The sequence below is a fragment of the Streptomyces sp. NPDC057249 genome (assembly GCF_042669245.1).
Taxonomy (GTDB): Bacteria; Actinomycetota; Actinomycetes; order Streptomycetales; family Streptomycetaceae; genus Streptomyces.
Genome location: NZ_JBHUXS010000005.1, coordinates 139878 through 164587, shown reverse-complemented (window position 1 = coordinate 164587; position 24710 = coordinate 139878). Strand labels below are relative to the sequence as shown.

The window sequence follows — 24710 nt, the reverse complement described above, 5'->3', positions numbered from 1 at the left end:
CGTCGTGTCCTCTCTCTGGCCGGCCGGGGCCGGTCGGGTCCGGTCCTGTTGCGGCCCCATCGGCCGCGGGGTGGTGCCGCCCTCGGAACCGGCCGAGCAGGGTCCCTGCCGGGTCGTCGTGGGGCGTGGCCCCCGGCGCGCACGGGCGCGCCGGGGAGGTCTCAGGCGGAGTCGTCGTCCCACTCCGCGGTGAACTCGTCCAGCTCGTCCTGGTCCAGGGCGACCAGGGGCTCCTCGGGGGCCGCGGCGGGCTGCCGGGCCTCGGAGCCGAGCCGCTTCGCCAGCGCGGCCAGACCGGCCACCGTGCGGCCCGCGAAGACGTCGCGCGGGGCGATCTCGTACCCGGCCCTGCGCGCCCGGGTGACGAGCTGGATGGACGTGATGGAGTCCCCGCCCAGGTCGAAGAAGCTGCTGTCCGCGCCGGCCCGGTCGACCTGGAGCACCTCCTGGAAGAGCGCGCAGAACAGCTCCTCCGCCTCGCCGCGCGGGGCGCGCCCGGTCGCGGCGGCACCGAAGTCCGGGGCGGGCAGGGCGTTCCGGTCGAGCTTGCCGCTGGGGGTGACCGGCCAGGCGTCCAGCTCGACCACGGCGGCCGGGACCATGTAGTCGGGCAGCACCGCGCCGACCCGCTCCCGCAGCGCCGCCGGGCTGACCCGCTGGCCCGGTGCGGCGACGACGTACCCGACCAGGCGCCGGATGCCGGGGGCGTCCTCGCGGGCGACGACGACGGACCGGTCCACGGAGGCGTCGGCGGTGAGCGCGGCCTCGACCTCGCCGGGCTCGATCCGGAAGCCGCGCACCTTGACCTGCTCGTCGCTGCGGCCCAGGTACTCCAGCTGCCCGTCGGCGGTCCACCGGGCGAGGTCGCCGGAGCGGTACATCCGGGTGCCGGGGGCGCCGTACGGGTCGGCGACGAAGCGCTGGGCGGTGAGCGCGGTGCGGCCGAGGTAGCCGCGGGCGAGCCCGGCGCCCGCGATGTGCAGTTCGCCGGGGACCCCGGGCGGCACCGGGCGCAGCGTCTCGTCGAGCACGTAGACGCGGCTGCCGGCGACCGGGCGGCCCATGGGCGGGGCGGTGCGGCCGGCCAGGGGGGCGCTCATGGTGGCCATGACGGTGGACTCGGTCGGCCCGTAGGCGTTGACCATGCGGCGCCCGGCGGACCAGCGGGCCACCAGGTCGGGCGCGCACGCCTCGCCGCCGACGACGAGCGTGACGCCCTCGGGCAGCCCGCCCTCGGGGACCACGGCCAGCGAGGACGGCGGCAGCAGCAGGCAGTCCACCCCGTACCGGGCGACGGTGTCCACGAGCGGCTGCCCCGGCAGGAGCTCGCCGGCCGGTACGACGACGGCGCAGGACCCGGTGAGCAGCGCGGTGCACAGCTCCCACACGGAGGCGTCGAAGCTGGGCGACGCGTAGAGCAGGACCTTGCCGAGCGGCTTGGCGTCGAGCCCGTCCGCCTGGGCGGCCATCATCGAGGCCAGCCCGGCGTGGGTGACCAGGACGCCCTTCGGGGTGCCGGTGGAGCCCGAGGTGTAGATGACGTACGCGGCGGACGCCGGGCGCAGCGGGCCGGTCCGGTCGGCGTCGGTGAGGTCGGCGTCGGAGGTGGACTCGGGGACCGTCAGCTCGTCCACGTACAGCCGGGTGGGGCCGTCGTCCTCCTCGGCGGGCAGGCCCGCGGCGGCCTCGCGGGTGGTGAGGACGAGGTGCGGGGCCGCGTCGCGGAGCATGAACGCCACCCGGTCCGCCGGGTAGCCGACGTCCAGCGGCAGGTAGGCGGCGCCCGCCTTGAGCGCCGCGACGATCGACACCACGGAGTCCGTCGAGCGGGGCATGGCGACCACGACCAGGCGCTCCGGGCCGGCGCCGTGGGCTGCCAGGACGCGGGCCAGGCGGTTGGCGCGGGCGTCCAGCTCGGCGTACGAGAGGGTGCCCCCGGGTCCGGTCACGGCGGGCGCGTCCGGGCGGGCGGCGACCTGCCGGGCGAACAGCTCGGGGAAGGTGGCCGGGGTCGCGGTCCGGGCGTCGGCCGCCCGGTTGGGCTCGCCGACCAGGCGGTCGAGTTCGGGCGCGGAGAGCAGGCCGATGCGGCCGGCCGGCAGGTCCGGGGTGGCGACGAGGGCGTCCAGGACCCGGCCCACCACGGCGAGCAGCCCGTCCGCCTCGTCGTGCGTGAACAGGTCGCCCCGGTAGTTCAGTTCGAGGCTCAGGCGCTCGCCGGGCACCACGACCAGGCTGAGCGGGTAGTGGGTGGCGCCCGGGGCGGCGGTGTCGTCCACGGAGATCCGGAGACCGGGCACCTGCTCCTGGACGACGGCGCGGTCGACCGGGGTGTTCTCGAACCCGAGGACCGTGTCGAAGAGTTCGCCGTGGCCGGCGCTCTGCTGCACGGCGGCCAGGGAGACGTGGTGCGCCTCGCCGAGGGCGGCCTGCTCGTCCTGGAGCCGGGCCAGGACGCCGGTCAGGGGCTGGCCGGGTTCCCAGCGCACCCGGACCGCGATGGTGTTCATCAGCATGCCGACGACGGACTCGGCGCCGGGCAGCTGCGGGGTCCGTCCGGCGACGGTGGCACCGAAGACGATGTCGCGGCGGCCGGTGAGGCGGCCGAGGGCGACCGCCCAGGCGTACTGGAGGACGGTGTTCAGGGTCAGCCCGTGGGCGCGGGCGGCGGCGGTGAGCGCCCGGGTCTCGTCGGCGCCGAGGCGGTGCGCGACCAGGTCCGGCACGACGGCGGCGGCCGCGTCGGCGCCGGGCGCGACCAGGGTCGGCCCGTCGAGCCCGGCGAGCGCGTCCTTCCACAGCCGGTCGCCCGTACCGTCCTGGGCGGCCAGCCAGCCGAGGTGGTGGCGGTACGGGGTGACGGCCGGCAGGGACGCGGCGGCGCCGCCGTTCGCGTACAGCTCGAACAGGTCGCGGAACATCAGGGGCAGCGACCAGCCGTCGAGCAGGATGTGGTGGTGGGTCAGCAGGAAGAGGTGCCGGTCGTCGGCGAGCTTGACCAGGGTGACCCGGACCAGCGGCGGTTCGGCCAGGTCGAAGCGGCGGACCCGGTCCTCGGCGAGCAGCGCCGCGACCCGGTCGCGCCGGGTCTCCTCGTCGAGCCCGGTGAGGTCGATGTCCGTCCACGGCAGGGCGACGGCGGCGGGCACCACCTGGACGGCGGCCCCGCCGGCCGGGCGGACGAACGCCGCGCGCAGGTTGTCGTGGCGGGCGAGCAGCGCCTCGCAGGCGGTCCGCAGCACGCCCGGGGCCAGCTCTCCGGCGAGGTGCAGGGGGCGCTGGGTGTTGTAGACGTCCACGCCGTCCTCGGCGAGCAGGGCGTGGAAGTGCATGCCCTGCTGGAGCGGGGTGAGCGGCAGGACGTCCAGGTGGCCGGGGAAGTCCCGGTCCAGCTCGGCCCGTTCCTCGGCGCCGAGGGTGACGAGCGGCCCCTCCGGCGGTACGAAGGACGGCTCGGTGTCGGCGGTCGCGGTGGCGGCGGAGGCCAGCGCGGCGACGGTGCGGTGGGTGAAGACGTCCTTCGGGGTGAGCGACAGGCCCGCCTTGCGCAGCCGGGAGACCAGCTGGAGCGAGAGGATCGAGTCGCCGCCCAGGTCGAAGAAGCTGTCGTCGGCGCCGACCCGTTCGACGTGCAGCACCTCGGCGAACAGCTCGCACAGCAGCCGCTCCCGGTCGTTCCCGGGCGCCCGGCCGCCGGCCGCCCCCGCGAACTCCGGGGCGGGCAGGGCGCGGCGGTCCAGCTTGCCGTTGATCGTGAGCGGCAGCTCGGGCAGCGTGACGACGGCGGCGGGCACCATGTGCGCGGGCAGCACCCCGGCGAGCCGCCCGGTCAGCCCGGCGATGTCGGCGGAGGCGTCGGCGGGCACCACGTAGGCGACGAGGCGCTTGACGCCCGGCCGGTCCTCGCGGGCCAGGACGGCCGCCCGTGCCACGGCCGGGTCGGCGGCGCAGACCGCCTCGATCTCGCCGGGCTCGACGCGGAAGCCGCGGATCTTGACCTGGTCGTCGGCGCGCCCGGCGAACACCATCGTGCCGTCGGGCAGCCACCGGCCGAGGTCCCCGGTGCGGTACATGCGGGCACCGGGCGCGCCGAACGGGTCGGCGACGAAGCGTTCGGCGGAGAGCCCGGGGCGGCCCAGGTAGCCGCGGGCGAGGCCGGCCCCGGCGATGTACAGCTCGCCGTCCGTACCGGCGGGCACCGGGCGCAGCCGGTCGTCCAGGAGGTAGACGCGGGTGTTGTGCGCGGGGCGCCCGATGGCGGGGCGGTCGCTGTCGCCGGTGCGGCACAGCATCGCGTCGACGGTGCACTCGGCGGGGCCGTACAGGTTGTAGCCGTTCAGGCCCTCGGTGGCGCGCAGTTCGTCCCACAGGTCGTCGCCGACGGCCTCGCCGCCGAGCGCGAGCGTGGTCGGGCGGTGGCCCGCTCCGGCGCCGAGGAGGCCGGCCGCGAGGAGGGAGCGGGCGAAGCTGGGCGTGGTGTCGAGGACGTCGATCCGCCGCTCGGTGACGTACGCGGTCAGCGCGTGCGGGTCCTTGCGGGTCTCGTCGTCCACCAGGTGCAGTTCGTGGCCGCCGGTCATCCACAGGAGCTGGCTCCACGAGGCGTCGAAGACCAGGGCGTTGGTGAGCGCGACCCGCATCCGCCGGCCGCCCGCCGCCTCGGACTCCGGCGCGAAGAACCGGTCCCGGTGGCTGTGGAACATGTTCACCAGGGCGCGGTGCTCGACCGCGACGGCCTTGGGCGTGCCGGTGGAGCCCGAGGTGGAGATGGTGTACGCGAGGTGCGCGGGGAGCAGCGGGGCGGTGCGGTCGGCGTCCGTGAGAACGGCGTCGGAGGGTGCTCCGGCGCCGCCGTCGAGCTCGGCCGCGAGGGCGTCCAGCGAGAGCCGGTCCGGGCCGCCGTCCGGGAGTCCGGCCGCCACGGCGTCCGTGGTCACCAGCAGGACCGGCGCGGTGTCGGCGAGCAGCGCGGTGATCCGGGCGGCCGGGTACTCCGGGTCGATCGGCAGGTAGGCGGCGCCGGCCTTGAGCACGGCGAGGATCGCCACCACGGTGTCGGCGGTGCGGGGCAGGGCGAGCGCGACGAGGGTGTCGGGGCCTGCGCCGCGGGCGGCGAGGAGCCGGGCGAGCCGGTTGGCGCGGGCGTCGAGGGCGCCGAAGGTGAGGGCCTGCCCGCCGCCGACGAGGGCGGTCGCGCCGGGCGTGGCCCGCACCTGCGCCTCGAACACCTCGGGGAGGGTGGCGTCGGGCACCTCGCGGGCGGTGTCGTTCCAGGTGTGGAGGGTGCGGCGGCGCTCCTCCTCGGTGAGCAGGTCGACGCGGCCGGCCGGGGTGTCCGGGGCGGAGACGAAGCGTTCGAGGAGCAGCCGGAGCCGGCCGAGGAGGGCGGTCGCCGCCTCGGTGTCGAAGAGGTCCTGGCGGTGGTTGAGTTCGAGGCGCAGTGCGTCGCCCGGGTAGACCGCGAGGCTGAGCGGGTAGTGGGTGCCCTCGTGGGCCTCGTGGCCGGTGGCCTCCACGAGGGAGATGGCCATGCCGGGGATCGCCTTGGAGGCGGCCAGCGGGTCGATCGGGAAGCTCTCGAAGGCCACGGTGGTGTCGAAGAGTTCGGTGTGCCCGGTGGTCCGGTGGATGTCGGCAAGGCCCAGGTAGTGGTAGTCGCCGAGCCGGGCCTGCTGGTCCTGGAGCCGGGCCAGCATCGCGGACAGCGGCTCGTCCGGGTCGATGCGCAGCCGGGCCGGCACGGTGTTGATGAGCAGGCCGACCATCTGGTCGACGCCGGGGATCTGCGGCGGACGGCCCGCGACGGTGGCCCCGAACACGATGTCGTCGCGCCCGGTCAGGGAGGCGAGGAGCAGCGCCCAGGCGCCCTGGACCACGGTGTTGAGGGTGAGCCCGCGCTGCCGCCCGGCCGCGGTGAGCGCGGCGGTCAGCTCGGCCGGCAGGTCCGCGATGACGCGCTGCTGGCGGCCCGGGGTGCCCGCGGTGGCCGCCGGGGCGACCAGCGTCGGGTCGTCCAGGCCGTCCAGCGCCTCGGCCCAGGCCCGTTCGGCCTCGCCCCGGTCCTGGGCGTCGAGCCAGCCCAGGTAGTCGCTGAACGGGGCGACCGCCTCCAGACCGGGCAGGCCGGCGTCGCCCCGGGCGCGCCGGTAGAGGCGGAAGACGTCGCGCAGCACGATGGGCAGGGACCAGCCGTCGACCAGGATGTGGTGGTTGGTGATGACCAGGACGTGGCGCTCGGCGCCGAGGCGCACGAGGGTGAAGCGGACGAGCGGGGGCCGGGCCAGGTCGAAGCGGCGCTCGCGGTCGGCGGCGAGGAGCCGGGTGAGCCGGGCCCGCTGCTCGGACTCGCCGAAGCCGCTGAGATCGCTCTCCTCCCAGGGCACCTCGACCGCGCGGGCCACGGCCTGGACGGCCTGTCCGGAGCGGCGTTGCAGGAAGCCCGCGCGCAGACCGGAGTGGCGTTCCAGGAGCTGCCCGCAGGCGCGCTTCATGGCCTGCGCGTCCAGCGCCCCGGCCAGCTCCAGGGGCGTCTGCATGTTGTAGAAGTCGACGCCCTCGGTGTCGTAGAGAGCGTGGAAGAGCATGCCCTCCTGCAAGGGGGACAGCGGCAGCACCGCTTCCAGTGAGGTCTGCTTCACTTCGAATTCTCCCATTGGGCTTCGAGCTCTTCGAGCTCGTCCAGGTCGAGCGGGACGAGGGGCTGCTGGGCGGGGGCCCAGGTGCCCTCGCCCGCCGCGACGTCCGTGGCGTGGGGGGCGAGCGCGGCGACGGTCTTGTGGGTGAACACGTCGCGCGGGGTGAGGTCGAGCCCTTCGGTGCGGGCGCGGCCGGCCAGCCGGATCGACATGATCGAGTCGCCGCCGAGGCCGAAGAAGTCGTCGTCGATGGAGACCCGTTCCAGGCCGAGCACTTCGGCGTACAGGCCGCAGAGCAGCGTCTCGCGGGCGTCGCGCGGTTCGCGTCCGGCGGGGGCCGCCGAGAACTCCGGTACGGGCAGGGCCTTGCGGTCCAGCTTTCCGTTCGGGGTCAGCGGCAGGGCGGCGACCTCCATCAGGACGGACGGCACCATGTAGCCGGGCAGCGAGGCGGCGAGGTGTTCCCGGAGCGCGTCGGCGTCGAGGGCGTGTCCGGCAGCGGGGACGGCGTACGCGACGATGCGCGGGGCCCCGGCCCGGTCCTCCCGGACGATGACGGCGGCGCGGGCCACCGAGGCGTCGGCGGTCAGCACGGTCTCGATCTCGCCGAGCTCGATGCGGTGGCCGCGGATCTTCGTCTGGTGGTCGGCGCGGCCCAGGTACTCCAGCTCCCCGTCGGCCCGGCGGCGGCCGAGGTCGCCGGTGCGGTACATCCGGGTGCCGGGCGCGCCGTACGGGTCGGCGACGAAGCGTTCGGCGGTGAGCCCGGGCCGGCCCGCGTAGCCGAGGGTGACGCCGGGTCCCGCGATGCAGATCTCGCCGCTCACCCCCGGCGGCACCGGACGCAGCCGGGCGTCGAGCACGTACACCCGCAGGTTCGAGGCGGGGCGGCCGACGGGCACGGCGGCGGGTTCGGCGCCCGCGACCGCCAGGTGGCTGGTGGAGTAGACGGACACCTCGGTCGGCCCGTACAGGTTGTGCAGGGCGGCCCCGCTCACGGCGCGGAACCGTTCCACCAGGCCGGAGGTCATGGCCTCGCCGCCGCAGAACACCCGCCGCAGTCCGTCGCAGAGGTCCGCGCCCGGCTCCTGGACGAAGACCTCCAGCGTGGACGGGACGAACTGGGCGACGGTGACCTTCTCGCGGCGGATGAGGTCGGGCAGGTAGCCGGGCCGGGTGTGCCCGTCCGGCTCGGCGATCACGACGGCGGCGCCGGTGATGAGCGGCCAGAAGATCTCCCAGACCGAGGGGTCGAAGCTCATCGAGGTGCGCTGGAGGACCCGGTCGCCGGGGCCGAGCGGGAACGCGTCCTGCATCCAGTGCAGGTAGTTGGCGACCCCGGCGTGCGCCACGACGATGCCCTTGGGGCGGCCGGTGGAGCCGGAGGTGTGGATGACGTAGGCCGGGTGCAGGGGCAGCGGCCGGTCCGGGGCCGGGCCGTCGGCGGCCGGGGCGCCCGAGGTCAGGGCGTCGTAGTTGGCCGGGTCGATGACGAGGACCGGGTCGGCGTCGCTGAGCATGTTCCGCACCCGCTCCGCCGGGTACTCCGGGTCGATCGGCAGGTAGGCGGCGCCGGCGCGGTGGACGGCGTGCAGGGCCACGATCAGCTCCACCGAGCGGGGCAGGCTCACCCCGACGACCCGTCCGGGCCCGGCGCCCTTGGCCACGAGCGCGGCGGCGAGGCGGCCGGCCCGCGCGTCCAGTCCGGCGTACGTGACCGTCTCGTCGCCGCAGACGACGGCGACCGCGTCCGGGGTGCGGGCGGCCTGGGCCGCGAACAGCTCGGGCAGGGTGGCGTCCGGGAAGGCGCGGACCGGGCCCGCGCCCGCCGCGAGCGCCCCGGCCGTCTCCTCGGCGGTGAGCAGGGAGATCCCGGCGACCGGCCGGTCCGGGTCGGCCGCGAACGCCGCGAGGGCGAGCCGGAGCCGGGTGAGGACGGCGTCGGCCTCCGCCCCGGTGTACAGGTCGGCCCGGTAGGTGAGTTCCAGGCGCATCCGGTCGCCGGGGGCGGCGATCAGGCTGAGCGGGTAGTGCGTGGCGCCGGTGGCGTCGGACTCCTCGACGCTGATCCGCAGGCCCGGGACGGCCCGGCCGATGGAGGCGCGGTCCACCGGCGCGTTCTCGAAGACGGTGCTGGTGTCGAAGAGTTCGGGCATCCCGGTCAGCCGCTGGAGCACGGGCAGGCCGAGGTGGTGGTGGCCGGTGAGCGCGGCCTGCTCCGCCTGCACGGTGGCGAGGAGCTCGGCGAACGGCCGCGCGGGGTCGACGCGTACCCGGACCGGGACGGTGTTCATCAGCATCCCGACCATCTCCTCGACGCCCGGGAGCAGGGGCGGCCGGCCGGAGACGGTGGTGCCGAACACGACGTCGTCGCGGCCGGTGAGCAGGGCGAGGAGCAGCGCCCAGGCGCCCTGGACGACGGTGCTGGTGGTCAGGCCCCGGGTGCGGGCGGCCGCGTTCACCGCCCGGGTCAGCTCCTCGTCCAGCTCGGTGACGGCGAGGGCGGGGGCGCCGGTGGCGGCCTGGGCGCCGGGGGCGACGAGGGTCGGCTCGTCCAGGCCCGAGAGTGCGGTGCGCCAGGCGTCCTCGGAGGCCGTGCGGTCCTGGGCGGCGAGCCAGGCGAGGTGGTCGGAGACCGGGACGGCGGGCGGCAGCGCGGCCCCGGCGCCGCCGTCCGCGTACAGCAGGAAGAGGTCCCGCAGCACCAGCGGCAACGACCAGCCGTCGTACAGGATGTGGTGGTTCGTGAGGACGAGCAGGTGCTCGTCCGGGGCGGTGCGCACGAGGCCGAAGCGGATGAGCGGCGGCGCGTCCATCGGAAAGCGGCGGGCCTTGTCCGCGGCGAGCAGCCCGCTCAGCGCGGCGGACCGCTCCGGCGCGGGCAGGTCCGCGAGGTCGTGGAAGGCCCAGTCCGGTTCGAGGCCGCCGCAGATCACCTGGACCGGCACCCCGGACTCGGCGCGGTCGAACGCGGCGCGCAGCGCGGGGTGCCGGTCGAGCACGCCCCGGCAGGCCCGGCGCAGCGCCTCGGCGTCGAGCGGCCCGGCGAGCCCGAAGACCTTCTGCACGTTGTACGGGTCGGGGCCGGCGTCCGCGTCGCCGTCGCGGAGGGCGGCGCCGGAGTAGAAGGCGTGGAAGAGCATGCCCTCCTGGAGCGGGGCGAGCGGGAGCAGCGCCTCCGCGTTCCGCCCGGCCCAGCGGGCACGCAGGGCGGCGGCCTCCTCGGGTCCGACGGGCTCCGGGAGCGGCGGGGCGGCCGGAGCCCCGTCCCCGGGGGCGTCGACGCCCGCCGCGCGGGCGGCCATGGCGGCGACCGTGCGGTGCGTGAAGACGTCCTGCGGGGTGAGCCCGATCCCGGCGCGGGCGGCCCGGGTGACGAACTGGACGGCCACGATCGAGTCGCCGCCCAGGTCGAAGAAGTTGTCGTCGATGCCGACGGCGGTGGCGCCGAGGAGTTCGCCGATCAGCCCGCACAGCAGGCGCTCGCGCTCGTCGCGCGGGGCGCGGCTCTCGGCGGCGCCGGTGAACTCCGGTGCGGGCAGCGCGTTGCGGTCCAGCTTGCCGCTGGGCGTGAGCGGCAGCGCGTCGAGCACCACGACGGCGGCGGGCACCATGTACTCGGGCAGTCCGGCGGCGGCCAGCTCCCGCAGCGCGGCGGGCTCCGGCAGCGCGCCGGGGCGGGGCACCACGTAGGCGACGAGGCGGCGCACACCGGGGGCGTCCTCGCGGACGACGACCGTGGCGTGCCCGACGGCCGGGTCGGCCGCGAGGACCGCCTCGATCTCACCGGGCTCGATGCGGAAGCCGCGCACCTTGACCTGGTCGTCGCCGCGCCCCAGGTATTCCAGCTCGCCGTCGGCGGTCCAGCGCGCGAGGTCGCCGGAGCGGTACATCCGGGCGCCGGGCTCCCCGTACGGGTCGGCGACGAACCGCCCGGCGGACAGGGCGGGGCGGCTCAGGTAGCCGCGCGCCAGGCCGGAGCCGGCGATGTACAGCTCACCGGCCACGCCCGCCGGGACCGGGCGCAGCGCCTCGTCCAGGACGCGTACCCGGGTGCGGTGCACGGGGCGCCCCATCCGGGGGACGGTGCGCCCGGCCAGCGGGTCGCTCATGGTGGTGATGACGGTGGATTCGGTGGGCCCGTAGGCGTTGACCATGCGGCGCCCGGGCGACCAGCGCTCGACCAGGTCGGGCGGGCACGCTTCGGCGCCGACGACGAGCGTGACGCCGGGCGGGATGGAGCCCTCCGCCATCACGGAGAGCGCGGAGGGGGCGAGCAGCAGGCAGCTGACGCCGGTCTCGGCGATCAGGGCGGCCAGGGCGGGGCCGGGCCGGAGCCGTTCGGCGGGGGCGACGACCGCGCAGCCGCCGGTGAGGAGGGCGGTGCACAGCTCCCAGACGGAGGCGTCGAAGCTGGGCGAGGCGAACATCAGGACGCGCTCGCCTGGCCGCAGCGCGAGCCGGTCGGCCTGGGTGGCGGCGAGGGCGGCGATCCCGGTGTGCGGGACCAGGACGCCCTTGGGGCGCCCGGTGGACCCGGAGGTGTAGATGACGTACGCGGTGTGGCCGGGGCGCAGGGGCGCGGCGCGGTCCGCGTCGGTCAGGTCGCTGTCGTCGGCCTGCGGCGCCAGGGACGCCTCGTCCAGGACGAGTTCGTCCAGGAAGAGGTCGCCGACGAACAGCTCGTCCAGGAACAGCTGCTCGGGGAGGTCCGCGAGACCGGTGAGCCGGGCGGCGGCGGCGCGGGTGGTGAGCATCAGGGCGGGGCGGGCGTCGTCCAGCATGTACGCGATGCGCTCGGCCGGGTACGACACGTCGACCGGCAGGTGCGCGGCGCCCGCCTTCAGGACCGCCAGGACGGCCACGACCGCCTCGGGTGAGCGGTCCATGGCGACGGCGACCCGGGTGTCGGGCCCGGCGCCCTTGCGGGCGAGGAGCCGGGCCAGCCGGTTGGCGCGGGCGTTGAGCCGTTCGTACGAGAGCGTGGTCTCCCCCGCCCGTACGGCGTCGGCGTGCGGGGTGGCCCGGACCTGGCGCTCGAACAGCTCGGGGAAGGTGGCCCCGGCCTCCGGGCGGCCGGTGTCGTTCCACTCCACGAGGACCCGCTCGTGCTCGGCGGGGCCGAGGAGCGGGACCCGGCCGATGGGGAGGTCGGCCGGGGCGGTGGCCAGCGCGGTGAGGTAGCGCAGGAAGCGGTCCTGGTGGGCGGCGAGTTCGTCCTCGGTGTAGCGGTCGGCGGGGGCCTCGAAGTCGATGGCGGCGCCCTGGCCCGCGCCCTGGGGGCGGACGCTGATGTTGAGGTCGGGGACCGGGCCGCCCTGGAGGGTGCGGGCGTAGGTGGGGTGGCCGTCGAAGAGCAGGTCGCTGCTGGTGGGCAGGATGTTGACCTGCACCCCGAAGAGGTGGCCGCCGCTGCCGACCAGCTTGAGGTCGCGCCGCAGGTCGTCGTACGGGTAGTTCTGGTGCTCCAGCAGCTCGGCCAGCCGGGTCGCGACCTGGCGGAGCAGCTGGGAGCGGGTGGTGGCGGGGTCGACGGTGAGCCGCAGCGGGAGCTGGTTGGCCATCATCCCGGGGTTGTTGCGGGCGACGTCGGTGCGCCGGGCCGCGACCGGGACGCCGATGGTGAGGTCGCGCTGCCCGGTCATGCCGTGGAGGTACGCGGCGACCGCGGCGAGCACCGGCACCGTCCAGGTGGTCCGGGCCTCGCGTCCGGCGGTCCGGAGCGCGGCCAGCGCGGACTCGGGCAGTTCGGCGGTGCGGGTGGGCAGCACCTCTCCGGCCCGGCCCGGCACCGTACGGTCCGACAGGGTGGCGGTCTCCGGCCGCACCGCGAACCGGTCGAGCCAGTAGGCGCGGTCGCGGGTGAAGCGGTCGGAGGCGCGGTAGGCGGCCTCCTCGGCGACCAGCTCGGCGAGGGTGTTGAGCGGGGCGCCCGCGGACTCCTCACCGGCCGCCTCGGCGGCGTAGAGCTCGGCGACCCGGCGGGTGAAGAGGACGCTGCCGAAGCCGTCGATGAGGATGTGGTGGCAGCGCTTGTACCAGATGAAGTGCTGGGGGCCCAGCTTCAGCAGCACCTCGTTGAACAGCGGGTCGCGCACGAGGTCCAGGGCGGTGTGCCGGTCCTCGGCCATCCAGCGCAGCGCCTCGGCGTGCGGGTCCGGGCGGCCGGAGAGGTCGATCTCCCGCAGCAGCTCGCCCGCCTGCGGGACGGCCGTCTGGTACGGGCCCTGCGGGCCCTCGCCGAAGGCCACGTCGAAGGTGCCGCTCTCGACCTCGGCCCGGCGGACCGCGCGCCGGAGGACGCCGGCGTCCACCGGTCCCCGGATCTCCAGGTAGTCGGCCAGGTTGAACGTGGAGGTGGGTGAGGCGAGCCGGTGTGCGAACCAGACCCCGCGCTGGGCGGCGGTCAGCGGAAACGGGGTGCCTTCGGTGACGAGCGGAGTCATCGGACGACGACCACCTTCCCGGCGCGTTCCAGCGCGCCTCGGTCTGGTGCCCTGGGCCGGATCGCGGGGTGTTCGGCGCGGTCCGCAGGGCGGGACGTCCGGCGGTCGTGGGGCGCCGGGGTGACGGCGGGCGCGGCCGCCCCGGGACGTGCGGGGCGGCGACGGCAGGGTGTCGACGGGCCGGCGCCGTGGCATCGATGCTCGCCGAACGCGCGTGCGGTCACCAGGAAAGGGACCGGCAACCGGTGTCGCCGGCTGCCGGTCGGCCGCCGGGGCGAGTTACCGGATTCTTGCCTGGAAGAGGCCCGCCGCCGCTCGGCATGATGCGCAGCAATGCCCGCAGAGGCTGAGAGGACCACTGCTTTGACCCGTCCCGAGAGCTATCCCGACCGCGCCCTGCTGGAGTGGCTGACCGACGCGCCGGCCGACCGCGGGCTCTACTTCGCCGGACCCCGTGACAGCTGGGACTTCCACTCCTACCGGTCGCTGGCCCGGCTGACCCTCACCACGGCCGCCGCGCTGCGCGCGCACGGGGTGCGCCGCAACGACGTGGTGGTCGTGGTGCAGCGCTCCAGCCCGGGCTTCGCGGCCAGCCTGTTCGGCGCGCTCGCGGCCGGGGCGACGCCGTCCTCGATCGCGCCGCCGTTCGCGTTCCAGCGCAGCGAGGACTACCAGCGCCACGTCGACCACCTCTTCCGCACGGCGGCCCCGGCCCTCACCATCTGCGACGAGGACTCCTTCGAGGCGGTCAGCAAGACGGCCGCCGGGCTCGGCATCCGCCAGCCGGTCCTCTTCGACGAGCTGGTGCGCGGCGTGGAGCCGGCGCCCGCCCCGTACCCGCTGCCGGACCACGCGCTGCTCCAGTTCACCTCCGGGTCGAGCGGCTTCTCGCGCGGCGTCCGGGTCGCGTCCGACGCGCTGCGCGCCAACATCACCGCGATGCGGCGCCGGCTGCGGTGGCGCCCCGAGGACGCCGGCATCAGCTGGATGCCCGTGCACCACGACTTCGGCCTCACCGGCTGCCTGATCAACATGGTGGTCACCGGGTGCGACGGCTGGCTGATGCAGCCCGAGCACTTCCTGCGCGACCCGATGCGCTACCTGCGCTGCATGAGCGAGAACCGGATCGGCCTGACCGCGATGCCCAACTTCGGCCTCGCGTACATCCTGCGCCGGGTCCGCCCGGCCGCCCTGGAGGGCCTGGACTTCAGCGCCCTGCAGTCGGTCAGCCTGGGCGCCGAGCGCATCGACCCGGACGCCCTGGAGGCGATCGAGGCGCTGCTCGGCCCGTACGGCTTCCGGCGCGGCGTCTTCACCCCGGCGTACGGGGGCGCGGAGGCGACGCTCGGGGTGACCGGACTGGCCCCGGACGAGGGCTGGACGGCTTCCGCACCGGACGGCGAGGACGGGCGGCCCGGCACGGCCCGGATCGTCGGCTGCGGGCGCCCGATGGAGGGCGTCACGGTCTCCGTGCTGGACGAGGACGACCGGCCGGTGCCCGACGGCACCGTGGGCGAGATCGTCGTCGGCGGGACCTCGGTGCGCGGCAACAGCTATGTCGGCGAGGCGGGTTCGGCCTCCGGCACCAGTCTGGCGTCGGGGGTGCTGCGCTCGGGCGACGCCGGGTTCCTGCGGGACGGGCAGCTGTTCGTCCTCGGCCGGCTCGGTGACGGCATCAAGATGAACGGCAAGATGGTCTTCGCGGAGAGCCTGGAGGGCCGGCTGCACGAGCTGGGCGTCACCGAGCGCCGGGCGGCCGTGCTGCTGGGCTTCCGGGACGGCGTCGCGACGGCCGCCGTGGTGATGGAGGGCGCCAAGCCGGAGTGGGACGCGGTCGCCCGGGAGGTCGTCACGGAGTCGCTCCCCGACGCGGAACTGCTGCTCGTCCACGTCCGCCGCAGCGGCCTGGCGGTCACGTCGAGCGGCAAGCCGCGCCGCCGGCTGATGTGGAAGCGGCTGTGCGACGGCACGCTCACGGACACGGTGGCCTGAACCGTACGCGTACGGGAGGAGGGGGCCGGTCGGCGACCGGCCCCCTCTTCTGTGGCGTCTACGAGCGGAACGCCAGCACCACGTTGTGGCCGCCGAAGCCCGCCGCGTTGGACAGGGCCGCGAGGTCGCCGGCCGGCAGGGCGCGGGGCACGGTGCGGACCACGTCCAGCGCGATGGCGTCGTCCACGTCGGCCAGGTTCGCGACGGGCGGGGCCGTGCGGTCCCGCAGGGACATGACGGCGGCGAGCGCCCCCAGTGCGCCGGAGCCGCCGATCAGGTGGCCGGCCGCCGACTTGACCGCCGAGACGGCGTAACCGGACTCCCCCAGTACGTGGTTGAGCGCCCGGCTCTCCGCGATGTCGCCCTGCGGGGTCGACGTGGCGTGGGCGCTGACGTGCGCCACGTCCGCCGGGGCCAGGGCCGCGTCCGCGAGTGCCTTGCGCAGGGCGCTCGCCAGGCCGAGGCCGTCCGGTTGGGGCCGCACCATGTGGTGGGCGTCCGCGCTCACCCCGGCCCCCGCCAGCTCGCAGTAGACCCGGGCGCCCCGGGCCCGGGCGTGCTCGGCGGACTCCAGGACGAGGACGGCCGCGCCCTCGCCGAGGACGAACCCGTCGCGCTGCTTGTCGTAGGGGCGGGAGGCGCCCGCCGGGTCGTCGTTGCGCCGGGAGACCGCGTGCATCGAGGCGAACGCGGTGAGCGTCAGGGGGCCGATGATCGCCTCGCTGCCGCCGACCGCGACGACGTCGGCGCGGCCGAGCCGGATCATGTCCAGGCCCGCCGCGACCGCCTCCGCCCCGGCCGCGCAGGCCCCCGCCGGGGAGTGGGCGGCGGCGCGGGCGTTGAGCGCGAGGCTGACCGCCCCGGCGGCGCCGTTCACCATGACCATGGGCACGGTGTACGGGGAGATGGCGCGCTCCCGTCCGGTGCGCAGCTGCTCCTGGGCGCGCAGGAGGGCGCCGACGCCCCCGATGCCGCTGCCCAGGACGACGCCGACGCGTTCGGCGGGCGGCTGCCCGTGGTCACCGGCCGGGCCGCGGAAGCCGGCGTCCGCCCATGCCTCCTCGGCGGCGACGAGCGCGAACCGGGCGGCCCGGTCGAGCCGGCGGGCCCGGGTCCGGTCCAGGACGGTGTCGGGTTCGACGGCGGCCCGGGCGGCGATGCGGACGGGCAGTGCGCCGGCCCAGGGCTCGGTGAGGGCGCGGGCGGCGGACCGGCCCGCGACGATGCCGCGCCAGGTGGTGGGGGCGTCGCCGCCCAGCGGGGTGGTGGCGCCGAGGCCGGTGACGACGACCTCGGACAGGCGGGTACGGGCGACGGACATCGCCGGCCCTCTCCTTCCGCTTCGGGGTGCGGACGGGCCCGAGGGCCTGTCCTAGGCGGTGCGCAGCGCCTCGGGCCGGGCCAGGTTCTCGGCGAGGAACAGCTCGCGCAGCTTCGGGGTGAGCAGGCCGAGCTGCCGCAGGACGTGGATCACCTGCTGGAACAGCAGCTGCCGGTAGCCGAACATCATCGGGTCGGTACGGGCGAAGGCGAGGCCCCGTTCGACGTCGAGGCCCATGTTCTCCCAGACCTCGCGGAGCAGGAACCGGCGGGACATCAGGTGGACGGCCTCCAGCAGGAACGCCTCGCGCTCCTCGCGCTCCCGGGTCGTCATGTCGTTGTAGAGGCCGGTCAGGGAGACCACGCCGAAACCGATGTGGCGGGCCTCGTCCTTGGCGATCATCCGGGTGATCGAGGTGATCAGCGGGTCGCCGAAGCCGCTGCTGGCGAGCCGGGTCGCGGCCAGGGCGAGCCCTTCCACGATGACCTGCATGCCGAGGTAGACCACGTCCCAGCGGGACTCGGCGAGCAGGTCCCGCAGCAGGGACTTGAGGCCGGGGTTGATCGGGTAGGAGACGCCGATCTTCTCGTCGATGTACCGGGCGAACGCCTCGACGTGCCGGGCCTCGTCGGCGACCTGGGAGGCCGCGTACACCTTGGCCTCCAGATCGGGGACGGTCTCCACCAGCCGGGCCGTGGTGACGAGGGCGCCCTGTTCCCCGTGCAGGAACTGGCTGACCATCCACGCCTGGTACTCCCAGCGGAAGCTGTTGAGCAGTTCGCGGGGGACGGGGCTGTTCTCGGAGACGACGAACGAGGCGAGGCCCGCGCTCTGGTCGTCGGACAGCGGGGCGCCGAAGCGCACGTCGTAGTCCCAGTCGATGTCCGTGTCGGCGTCCCACTGGTTCTGCTTGTTGCGCTGGTACAGCTTCCAGATGCGGGTGTCGCGCCCGTCGTAGTCCCAGGTGAGGCAGGCGCGGATGGAGGCGTCGACCTCCATCAGGTCCTCGCGGGCCCGGTCGAGGGTGAAGAGCGTCGAGTCGGCCGTGCCGTCCTCGCCGCGCGGAGGGGCCGAGCCCTCAACGGAAACGTCGGTCATCGGGAACGCGATCCTTTCATCCACCGTGGCCCGTCGGCCCCGGCCCACACCCTCCCGTCCCCGGTGGCCGGCGGCCAGGAAGGCCCTGGGCAATTTGCGGGCATCAACAGCTGCCGGTCGGTTGCCTGGTGGCGTGTGCGCCCGCGCGCCGAGCATGGGCGCCCACGCCCCCGCAACCCGGCGGGCGCCACCTCCCACCACCCTCATGGAGCTGTTCCCATGACCCTGGAGCACGCCCGGCCGACCCTCGACGTCGTCGCCTCCCTCGAAAGGCTGCTCGGCGACCCAACCGACGGCGAAGGGCCGTTCTCGTTCGCCGGGATCGTCGCGGCCGAGGAGCGCGGCGAACTGCCCGCCGGAGCGAAGAAACTGCTGCTGGAATGGGGGTTCGCCGACTTCCTGGTCCCGGAGGGCGACGGCGGACGGCTGCGGAACCTGGAGACGGCCCTCCTGCTGACCCGCACCCTGGCCCGGCGCAACCTGACGTTCTCCGTGCTGTTCGGCTCCACCCTGCTGGGCGCCGCGCCCGTGTGGCTGTGGGGCACCGACGAGCAGCGCGCCCCGGTCGCCGCGGGGCTGGCCGCCGGGGCGATGGCCTGCTTCGGCATCTCGGAGCGCGACCACGGCAGCGACCTCGCGGCCGGCGGCACGACGGCCGTCTCGGACGGTGACGACGTCGTCCTCAACGGTGAGAAGTGGCCGGTCGGCAACGCGACCAGGTCGCGGTTCGTCAGCGTCCTCGCCCAGCACGACGGGCGCGGGCTGTCCCTGTTCCTGGTGGACAAGGAACGGCTGGCGGACGGCATGTGGACGAACACCCCGTTCGTGAAGGGCGCCGGTCTGCGCGGCCACGACCTGAGCGGGATCACGTTCCACGACGCGCGCATACCCCGCACGGCGCTGGTCGGCCGGCCGTACCGGGGGCTCGCCTCGGTGCTGAAGACGCTCCAGATCACCCGGACCGCGATCGGCGCGATGTCCCTGGGCACCATGGACTCGGCGCTGCGGATCGGGATGCGGTACGCGAATGAGCGGGTGCTCTACGGGGCACCGGTCAAGGAGATCCCCGTGGTGCGGGAGCACCTGGTGGGCGCCCATCTCGACCTCCTGATCGCCGAGTGCGTGGCGCTGCCCGTGGCGCGGGCCCTGTCGGTGGTGCCGTCGCGGATGAGTCTGTGGTCGTCGGTCGTGAAGTACCTGGTCCCGGTGATGGGCGAGGAGGTGCTCGACCACATGGGCAAGGTGCTGGGCGCGCGCGGCTACCTGCGCGAGGGCGTCGCGTCGGGGGCCCTCCAGAAGCTGCGCCGCGACCACGCCATCACGACGGTCTTCGAGGGCACGACGCACGTCAACCTGCACAGCATCGCGACCCAGTTGCCGACGGTCGCCGCCGTCGCGGACCGGCCGGCCGAGGGGGGCCGCGAGGTGCTGCGCGCCCTGTTCGACTGGTCGCGCGAGGCGCCGGTGTGGTCCCCGTCCGGCGATGTCCTCCAGCTCACCAGCGCCGCCCAGGACGAGATCACCCGGGGCTGGACGGATGCCGTGCGGGAGGCGGCGGCCGTCGCGAAGGAGCGGCTGGACGAGGAGTCGGCGGCCGAACTCGCCCTCGTACTGGCCGAGCTGTCGGCGCACCGGACGGCCCTGTACGCCGATGTGGCCGGGGCGGGCCGGGCGCCGGACTCGGTGGCGGCGTCCCGCGCGGCGGCCCGGCACTGCGTGCTGCACGCGGCGGCGTCCTGCCTGTACGTGTGGCTGTACGGGGGTGAGCGGGAGCGGAGCGCGGTGCGCGGCGACGGATGGCTGATTCTGGCGCTCCAGCGCCTCGTGCAACGGCTGGAACCCGGCCGGCTGCTGGGCGAGCGGCACCAGCGGGAATTTGTGCGCGGTGTGGAGGAATCGCTGGCGAAAGGTGAAGACTTCTCGCTTCTCCCTACCGTGTCTTGACCCTCTTTTGACCGGCACTAGGCCAACCGTGCCGTCAAAAGATGCGGACATATACGCATACACGCACCTACAGTCAACCCTTCACCGGAGCTACACTCCTGCGGGTCGAGGGGCCGATGGACAGGGGCCCCACAGGGGTGCGCACCGGTTGCGTCACTCCTCGGTATGCGTTGTGGGGGACAACAATGCTGAGCAGATTGGGCTTCGAATCCCATGAAGAGGATGTGTACCGGCTCATCCTCGAGAACCACGGGCTGCGGCCGAGCGATGTGCGGCAGCGGCTGAATCTGACCGAGGAGCAGGTGCGGCGGGCAGTCGACCAGCTGATCGACCGCAAGCTCCTGGCCGTCCCGCACCACGACGAGCTGCGGCCCGTGGACCCGAACCTGAGCCTGTACTCCCTGTTGAGCGATCAGCTCACCGAACTGCACGACCGGCAGAAGGAGTACGAGCGCACCCGGGCGGACATCCGCGCGATGCTGGCGGAGTTCGGGCATCTGTACCCGTCGCGTTCGCAGCCGGACGCGGAGCGCCTGATCGGCATGGACTCCGTACAGGAGCGCATGCAGGATCTGGCCGACGCGGCCCGGCAGGAGTGCATGACGTTCAATCCGGGCGGCGGCCAGTCGGCGGCGAGCCTCGCCGCGAGCAAACCGCTCGACAGCGACGTCATCGGGCGCGGGGTGCGGATGCGCACGGTCTACCTGGACAGCGTCCGCAACGATCCCACGACCGTGGAGTACGCCGGCTGGCTGACCGGCATCGGCGGCCAGGTGCGGACCGTGCCGGTGCTGCCGATCCGGATGGCGGTGATCGACCGCACGGTGGCGATCCTGCCCATGGACCCGGACCACACCCGCAAGGGCGCCGTCCAGATCAACTCGCCCGGGGTGGTGAAGGCGCTCGTCGAGCTCTTCGAACGGGTCTGGTCGGACGCCGTCCCGCTCGGCGACGGGCACGACCGCTGCGAGGAGCTGGACCAGCACGGACTCGCGCGGCGGGAACAGGAGTTGCTGCGGCTCCTCGCCCAGGGCCTCACCGACGCCGCCGCGAGCAAGAGCCTCGGTGTGTCCCTGCGCACGGTGCGCAGGATGACGGCCGACCTGAGCGAACGCCTCAACGCCCGGAGCCGGTTCGAGGCCGGTCTCCGGGCGGGGCAGCGCGGCTGGATCTGAACTAGTTCACCCCGGCGGCGACCGTGCAGACGGGCGCCGAGTCCCAGTTCAGGTTCCCGTCGGGCAGGTCCACGTCGAGACCGAGGTCCAGGTCCAGGCCGTCGGGCACGGAGTCCCAGTTCAGGTTCCCGTCGGGCACCAGGTCCCAGTTCAGGTTCCCCTCCACGGACGCGCCGGCGCCCTCGCAGCGCAGGGAGACCCCGGCGTCCGCGGGACCGGCGCCGGTGTCGGCCTGGGCGGTCGCACCCAGAGAAACGAACGAGAACACAACCGCGGCGGTCGCGAAGCCCAATATTCGACCAGCGCTGCTCATGTCTTTGTCCCCCCATTGTCATCCCCCGCCCGGTGGTCCTGGAACCGGCCTGCGACGGGTAACTCTGTTCTGTCCGTGATCCATTCTGGGCGAAAAGACGGCGCCGGGAAAGGTTTTCCGGTGGCAGCAAAGGACCAGCGGCAGCCTCATGCCACGTCGGCCGCCGAGCCGGGTGTCACCGCAGATGGCGAGGGGTGCGGCGAGCCGGCGGCCCGTCCCCGTGCCGCTCCTTTGGCACCGTGCTGCCATCGGGAAAATGCTGCCACCAATACCCCCTTCCGTGCGTGTGTTCGCATGAGCAGAATCCACCCGGCGGGGGTTTCTTCCATCATGTACGGACGACCCCCCGCCGGAAACGCCAACGTCAACATCTGGCCGGATTCCCTCCATCTCTCATTCGCCTCAACGGAATCCGGACCGCTTCGAAGGGGGAACTTCCCGATGCGCCGCACCATGCTCAAGTCCAAGATCCACCGGGCGACGGTCACCGAGGCCGACCTGAACTACGTCGGCTCACTCACCCTGGACCCCGACCTCATGGAGGCGGCGGACCTGCTGCTCGGCGAGCAGGTGGCCATCGTGGACGTCAACAACGGCTCGCGCCTGGAGACGTACATCATCGAAGGCGAGCGCGGCTCGGGCGTCGTCTGCATCAACGGCGCGGCGGCCCGGCTGGTCGCCCCGGGCGACATCGTCATCATCATCGCCTACGGGTCGATGGAGGAGGACGAGATCGGCAAGCGGGAGCCGCGCGTCGTCTTCGTCGACGAGAACAACCGCATCGCCCACGTCGGCAGCGACCCCGCCTCGTGACCAGGTGACACCGGACGCCCCCGTGCCCCAGGGCCTTGCCTTTGGATCAGGCCGGATCAGGGAGCGGGCTCTGGTGCCGTGCATCGCAAGGCGGAGGATTGAATCAACGCGGAGCGTTGGTGATTGACGACAACGCCGCGAGGCGCGGCACCAGAGCCCGCGAGCCCGGCATGATCCAAAGGCAAGGCCCTGGTCCGCTCCCGGGCGGACGGGGCGGGGCGTCACACCGCCACGGCCACGAGAGGGAATCGGGGGATCTGCACCATGATCGAGGCCATCGAACAGCCCATGTCCGCGACGCCGGACGTCCGCCGGCTGCGCCACCTGCTCGCCGAGCGAAGACAGGCGCGCGGCTGGACCCAGGAGGAGCTGGCGGAGCGCTCCGGGGTCAGCGTACGCACCATCCGCAACATCGAGACCGGCTCCAACAAGCGGCCCCGCCGCGCCTCCGTCGACCTCCTGCTGGGCGCCTTCGGGACCTCGCTCGCCGAACTCGCCGGCGCCGAGGGCCTCCACCCCGGCCACGAGGTCACCCCGCTCTTCCTGCCCCGGCAGCGCGGCGGCTCCGGGCACTGGCCGCACCCGGTCGACCCGGACCGCTGGCGCGGCCCCCGCCCGCTCACCGAGGCCATGGCCGGGCGCGACGACGACCTGCGCCATGTCCTGGGCACCATGCGGCGGGGCAGGCTGCTCGTCCTCACCGGACCCGGCGGCGTCGGCAAGACCCGGCTCGCCCTGACCGCCGCCGCCCGCCTCCAGGAACGTTTCCGCAACGGGGTCGGCGTGGTCGAGCTGGGCCCGTGCGTCCCGGAGTCGGCGGACCCGGCCGCCGCGCGGGACCAGGTGCACCGGGCCGTGGACGCGGTCCTCGCGGACGCGGGCGCCCGCGAACCCGGCCGGGAACTGGACCTGCTGCTCGTCGTGGACAACGCGGAACACGTCGTCGCCACGGTGTCCCGGCTGGTCCTGCGGCTCGTCGTGACGCACCCCGGGCTGCGGGTGCTCATCACCTCACGGCGACCGCCGGCCGTCCTGTCCGCGGACGTCTGGGAGGTGTCCCCGCTCCCGGCGGGCGAACCGGGCCCGGACGCGGCGGCCGGCGGGCCGAGGGGGGACGGCGAGGCCCTGCCCGCGGCCGTGGAGCTGTTCCTGCGCCGCGCCAGGTCCACCGTGCCCACGCTCGACCTGGGCAGCCGCCTGCCGCAGGTGGCGGAGCTGTGCCGGCGCCTGGACGGGCTGCCGCGCGCGATCGAGGCCGCCGCGCACTGCATCCGGACCGTGTCGCTGGAGTCCCTGCTGTACAGCGGGCCCGGGCTGTACATGTTCGACCGGTTCGACCTGTCGGCCGTCTCGCACCACAGGACCCTCGCGGACAGCGTGCGCTGGAGCTACGACCTGCTGACCGCCGAACAGCGGGACCTGCTGCACCATCTGGCCCGGACCTTCGACTCGTTCACCGTCGAGGACGTGGTGAGCGACCATCCGGCGGGCGCCTGGACGGCGGGCAGCGTCGTCTGCGGCCTGGCCGAACTCGCCGACGCCTCACTGATCCGCGTGCACCGCGGCACCCGCTACGGCTACCGGGTCTACGGCTGGATCAAGGCGTACATCGACACGCTCGACCAGGAGTCCGGCCGCACGCTCGGCGCCTGACGCCGCCCGGAACCCCCGCGCCCCCTCCCCCTCACCCCGCCCGCAGGGCCAGCGCCACCTGGTGGCCGCCGAAGCCCGACGCGTTGCTCAGCACGGCGGCCGGTCCGGCGGGCAGGGGGCGCGGGGCCGCCCGGACCACGTCCAGCTCGATGGTCTCGTCCAGCTCCTCGATGTTCACGGCGGCCGGCGCCACCCGGTCCCGCAGCGCGAGCACCGCCGCCACCGCGGACAACGCCCCGGCGGCGCCCAGGAGATGGCCCGTCATCGACTTGATCGCGGACACCGGGACCCCGCCCGGCCCGAACAGCGCGCCGATCGCCCGGCTCTCGATCATGTCGCCGCCCGGGGTCGAGGTGGCGTGGGCGCCGATCTGGACCACGTCCGCGGTGGTCAGGCCGCCGTCCGCGAGCGCCCGCTCCATCGCCCGGGCCAGGGACCTCCCGGTGGGCTCGGGCCGGGCCATGTGGTGGGCGTCCGCGCTCGTCCCGGCCCCGGCGACCTCGCAGTAGACCCGGGCGCCGCGGGCCCGCGCGTGCTCGGCCCGCTCCAGGACGAGGACCGCGGCCCCCTCCCCCATCACGAACCCGTCCCGGTGGACGTCGAAGGGGCGCGAGGCCCGCTCCGGGTCCTCGTTGCGCCGGGACAGCGCGGTCATGTTCGCGAAGCCGGCCATCGCCAGCGGATGGATCGCCGCGTCGGTGCCGCCGGCCACGACCACGTCGGCGCGCCCGAGCCGGATCAGGTCGAGCCCGGCCGCGACGGCCTCGGCGCCCGCGGCGCACGCGGTGGCCGGGGCCTGGGCGCAGGCCCGGGCTCCGACGACCATGCTGACCTGGGCGGCCGGGCTGTTGGCCATCAGCATGGGGACCGCGATCGGGGAGACCCGCCGGGCTCCTCCGGTCCGCAGCACCTCCTCGTTGGTGAGGGCCGTGCCGAGCCCGCCGAAGGCGGTGCCGACGACCGCCGCCGTCCGGTCGGCGTCGGGACCGCCGTCCTTCCCGGCCGGGGCGGTGAACCCGGCGTCCGCCCAGGCCTCGCGGAGCGCGACGACGGCGAACTGCCCGGCCCGGTCCATCCGCCGGGCCTCGATCCGGTCCAGGACGGACGCGGGTTCCACGGCGGCCCGGGCGGCGATCCGTACCGGGAGGTCCTTCGCCCAGCGCCCGGTGAGCGCGACCGCGCCGCTGCGGCCGGCGAGCAGCGCCTCCCAGGTGGCCGGGGCGGTGCCCCCGAGGGGGGTGGTGGCTCCGAGGCCGGTGACCACGACGTCGTGGAGGGTGCGGGACATGGGCTCGTTCTCCTCAGCGGCGTACGAAGGGG

11 protein-coding genes are annotated in these 24710 nt (G+C 74.8%); 5 read left to right on the top strand and 6 right to left on the bottom strand.

Features of this window, described 5'->3' with window-relative positions:
• Window positions 1-161: 161 nt before the first annotated feature.
• Together ACFUJY_RS11495 and ACFUJY_RS11490 are read right to left on the bottom strand one after the other, a co-directional pair.
• Window positions 162-6638 carry an amino acid adenylation domain-containing protein gene (locus ACFUJY_RS11495; RefSeq protein ID WP_383297728.1) on the bottom strand — a complete coding sequence of 2159 codons (6477 nt, stop codon included), beginning with the start codon at window positions 6636-6638 and terminating at the stop codon, window positions 162-164.
• Window positions 6635-13081, bottom strand: a complete 6447-nt coding sequence (locus tag ACFUJY_RS11490) for an amino acid adenylation domain-containing protein (protein ID WP_383297727.1) — start codon at window positions 13079-13081, stop codon at window positions 6635-6637. The genes ACFUJY_RS11495 and ACFUJY_RS11490 overlap by 4 nt, the downstream gene beginning before the upstream one ends.
• A 363-nt stretch (window positions 13082-13444) precedes the next feature.
• On the opposite strand from ACFUJY_RS11490, the gene ACFUJY_RS11485 reads away from it, so the two are divergent.
• Window positions 13445-15073: an AMP-binding protein gene (locus ACFUJY_RS11485; RefSeq protein ID WP_383297726.1), complete on the top strand. Its 1629-nt coding sequence runs from the start codon at window positions 13445-13447 to the stop codon at window positions 15071-15073.
• Between the two features lie 58 nt (window positions 15074-15131).
• Here the strand turns inward: ACFUJY_RS11485 and ACFUJY_RS11480 are convergent, their stop codons facing one another.
• Complete coding sequence (locus tag ACFUJY_RS11480) at window positions 15132-16394, bottom strand: beta-ketoacyl-[acyl-carrier-protein] synthase family protein (RefSeq protein ID WP_383297724.1); 1263 nt, start codon at window positions 16392-16394, stop codon at window positions 15132-15134.
• Window positions 16395-16445: 51 nt separating this feature from the next.
• On the bottom strand, window positions 16446-17492 hold the full coding sequence (locus tag ACFUJY_RS11475; protein WP_383297722.1) for a ferritin-like domain-containing protein: 1047 nt from the start codon (window positions 17490-17492) through the stop codon (window positions 16446-16448).
• A 219-nt stretch (window positions 17493-17711) separates the two neighbouring features.
• Here ACFUJY_RS11475 and ACFUJY_RS11470 point away from each other — a divergent pair, with 219 nt between their 5' ends.
• Window positions 17712-19436 carry an acyl-CoA dehydrogenase family protein gene (locus ACFUJY_RS11470; protein ID WP_383297720.1) on the top strand — a complete coding sequence of 575 codons (1725 nt, stop codon included), beginning with the start codon at window positions 17712-17714 and terminating at the stop codon, window positions 19434-19436.
• 185 nt (window positions 19437-19621) lie between these two features.
• Window positions 19622-20611, top strand: coding sequence for a LuxR C-terminal-related transcriptional regulator (locus ACFUJY_RS11465; RefSeq protein WP_383297718.1), 990 nt, complete (start codon window positions 19622-19624; stop codon window positions 20609-20611).
• A gap of 1 nt (window position 20612) precedes the next feature.
• Here ACFUJY_RS11465 and ACFUJY_RS11460 read toward each other — a convergent pair whose 3' ends face one another.
• Window positions 20613-20924 (bottom strand): hypothetical protein, encoded by a 312-nt coding sequence (locus tag ACFUJY_RS11460; protein ID WP_383297717.1) that lies wholly within the window; start codon window positions 20922-20924, stop codon window positions 20613-20615.
• Window positions 20925-21365: 441 nt separating this feature from the next.
• On the opposite strand from ACFUJY_RS11460, the gene panD reads away from it, so the two are divergent.
• Complete coding sequence (panD, locus tag ACFUJY_RS11455) at window positions 21366-21737, top strand: aspartate 1-decarboxylase (protein WP_383297716.1); 372 nt, start codon at window positions 21366-21368, stop codon at window positions 21735-21737.
• A gap of 264 nt (window positions 21738-22001) precedes the next feature.
• A complete protein-coding gene (locus tag ACFUJY_RS11450; RefSeq protein ID WP_383297714.1) occupies window positions 22002-23390 on the top strand; it encodes an ATP-binding protein in 1389 nt (462 codons plus the stop codon).
• A gap of 31 nt (window positions 23391-23421) precedes the next feature.
• Here ACFUJY_RS11450 and ACFUJY_RS11445 read toward each other — a convergent pair whose 3' ends face one another.
• The gene (locus tag ACFUJY_RS11445) at window positions 23422-24678 is read right to left on the bottom strand and encodes a beta-ketoacyl-[acyl-carrier-protein] synthase family protein (protein ID WP_383297712.1); all 1257 of its coding nucleotides are present in this window, start codon (window positions 24676-24678) and stop codon (window positions 23422-23424) included.
• Window positions 24679-24710 lie beyond the last annotated feature (32 nt).

Excerpts from the sequence above, each read along its gene's own strand:
- ACFUJY_RS11475 (WP_383297722.1), bottom strand. The coding sequence starts at position 17,492 with ATGACCGACGTTTCCGTTGAGGGCTCGGCCCCTCCGCGCGGCGAGGAC.
- ACFUJY_RS11490 (WP_383297727.1), bottom strand. The coding sequence starts at position 13,081 with ATGACTCCGCTCGTCACCGAAGGCACCCCGTTTCCGCTGACCGCCGCC.
- ACFUJY_RS11460 (WP_383297717.1), bottom strand. The coding sequence starts at position 20,924 with ATGAGCAGCGCTGGTCGAATATTGGGCTTCGCGACCGCCGCGGTTGTG.
- ACFUJY_RS11445 (WP_383297712.1), bottom strand. The coding sequence starts at position 24,678 with ATGTCCCGCACCCTCCACGACGTCGTGGTCACCGGCCTCGGAGCCACC.
- ACFUJY_RS11480 (WP_383297724.1), bottom strand. The coding sequence starts at position 16,394 with ATGTCCGTCGCCCGTACCCGCCTGTCCGAGGTCGTCGTCACCGGCCTC.
- ACFUJY_RS11465 (WP_383297718.1), top strand. The coding sequence starts at position 19,622 with ATGCTGAGCAGATTGGGCTTCGAATCCCATGAAGAGGATGTGTACCGG.
- ACFUJY_RS11450 (WP_383297714.1), top strand. The coding sequence starts at position 22,002 with ATGATCGAGGCCATCGAACAGCCCATGTCCGCGACGCCGGACGTCCGC.
- panD (WP_383297716.1), top strand. The coding sequence starts at position 21,366 with ATGCGCCGCACCATGCTCAAGTCCAAGATCCACCGGGCGACGGTCACC.
- ACFUJY_RS11470 (WP_383297720.1), top strand. The coding sequence starts at position 17,712 with ATGACCCTGGAGCACGCCCGGCCGACCCTCGACGTCGTCGCCTCCCTC.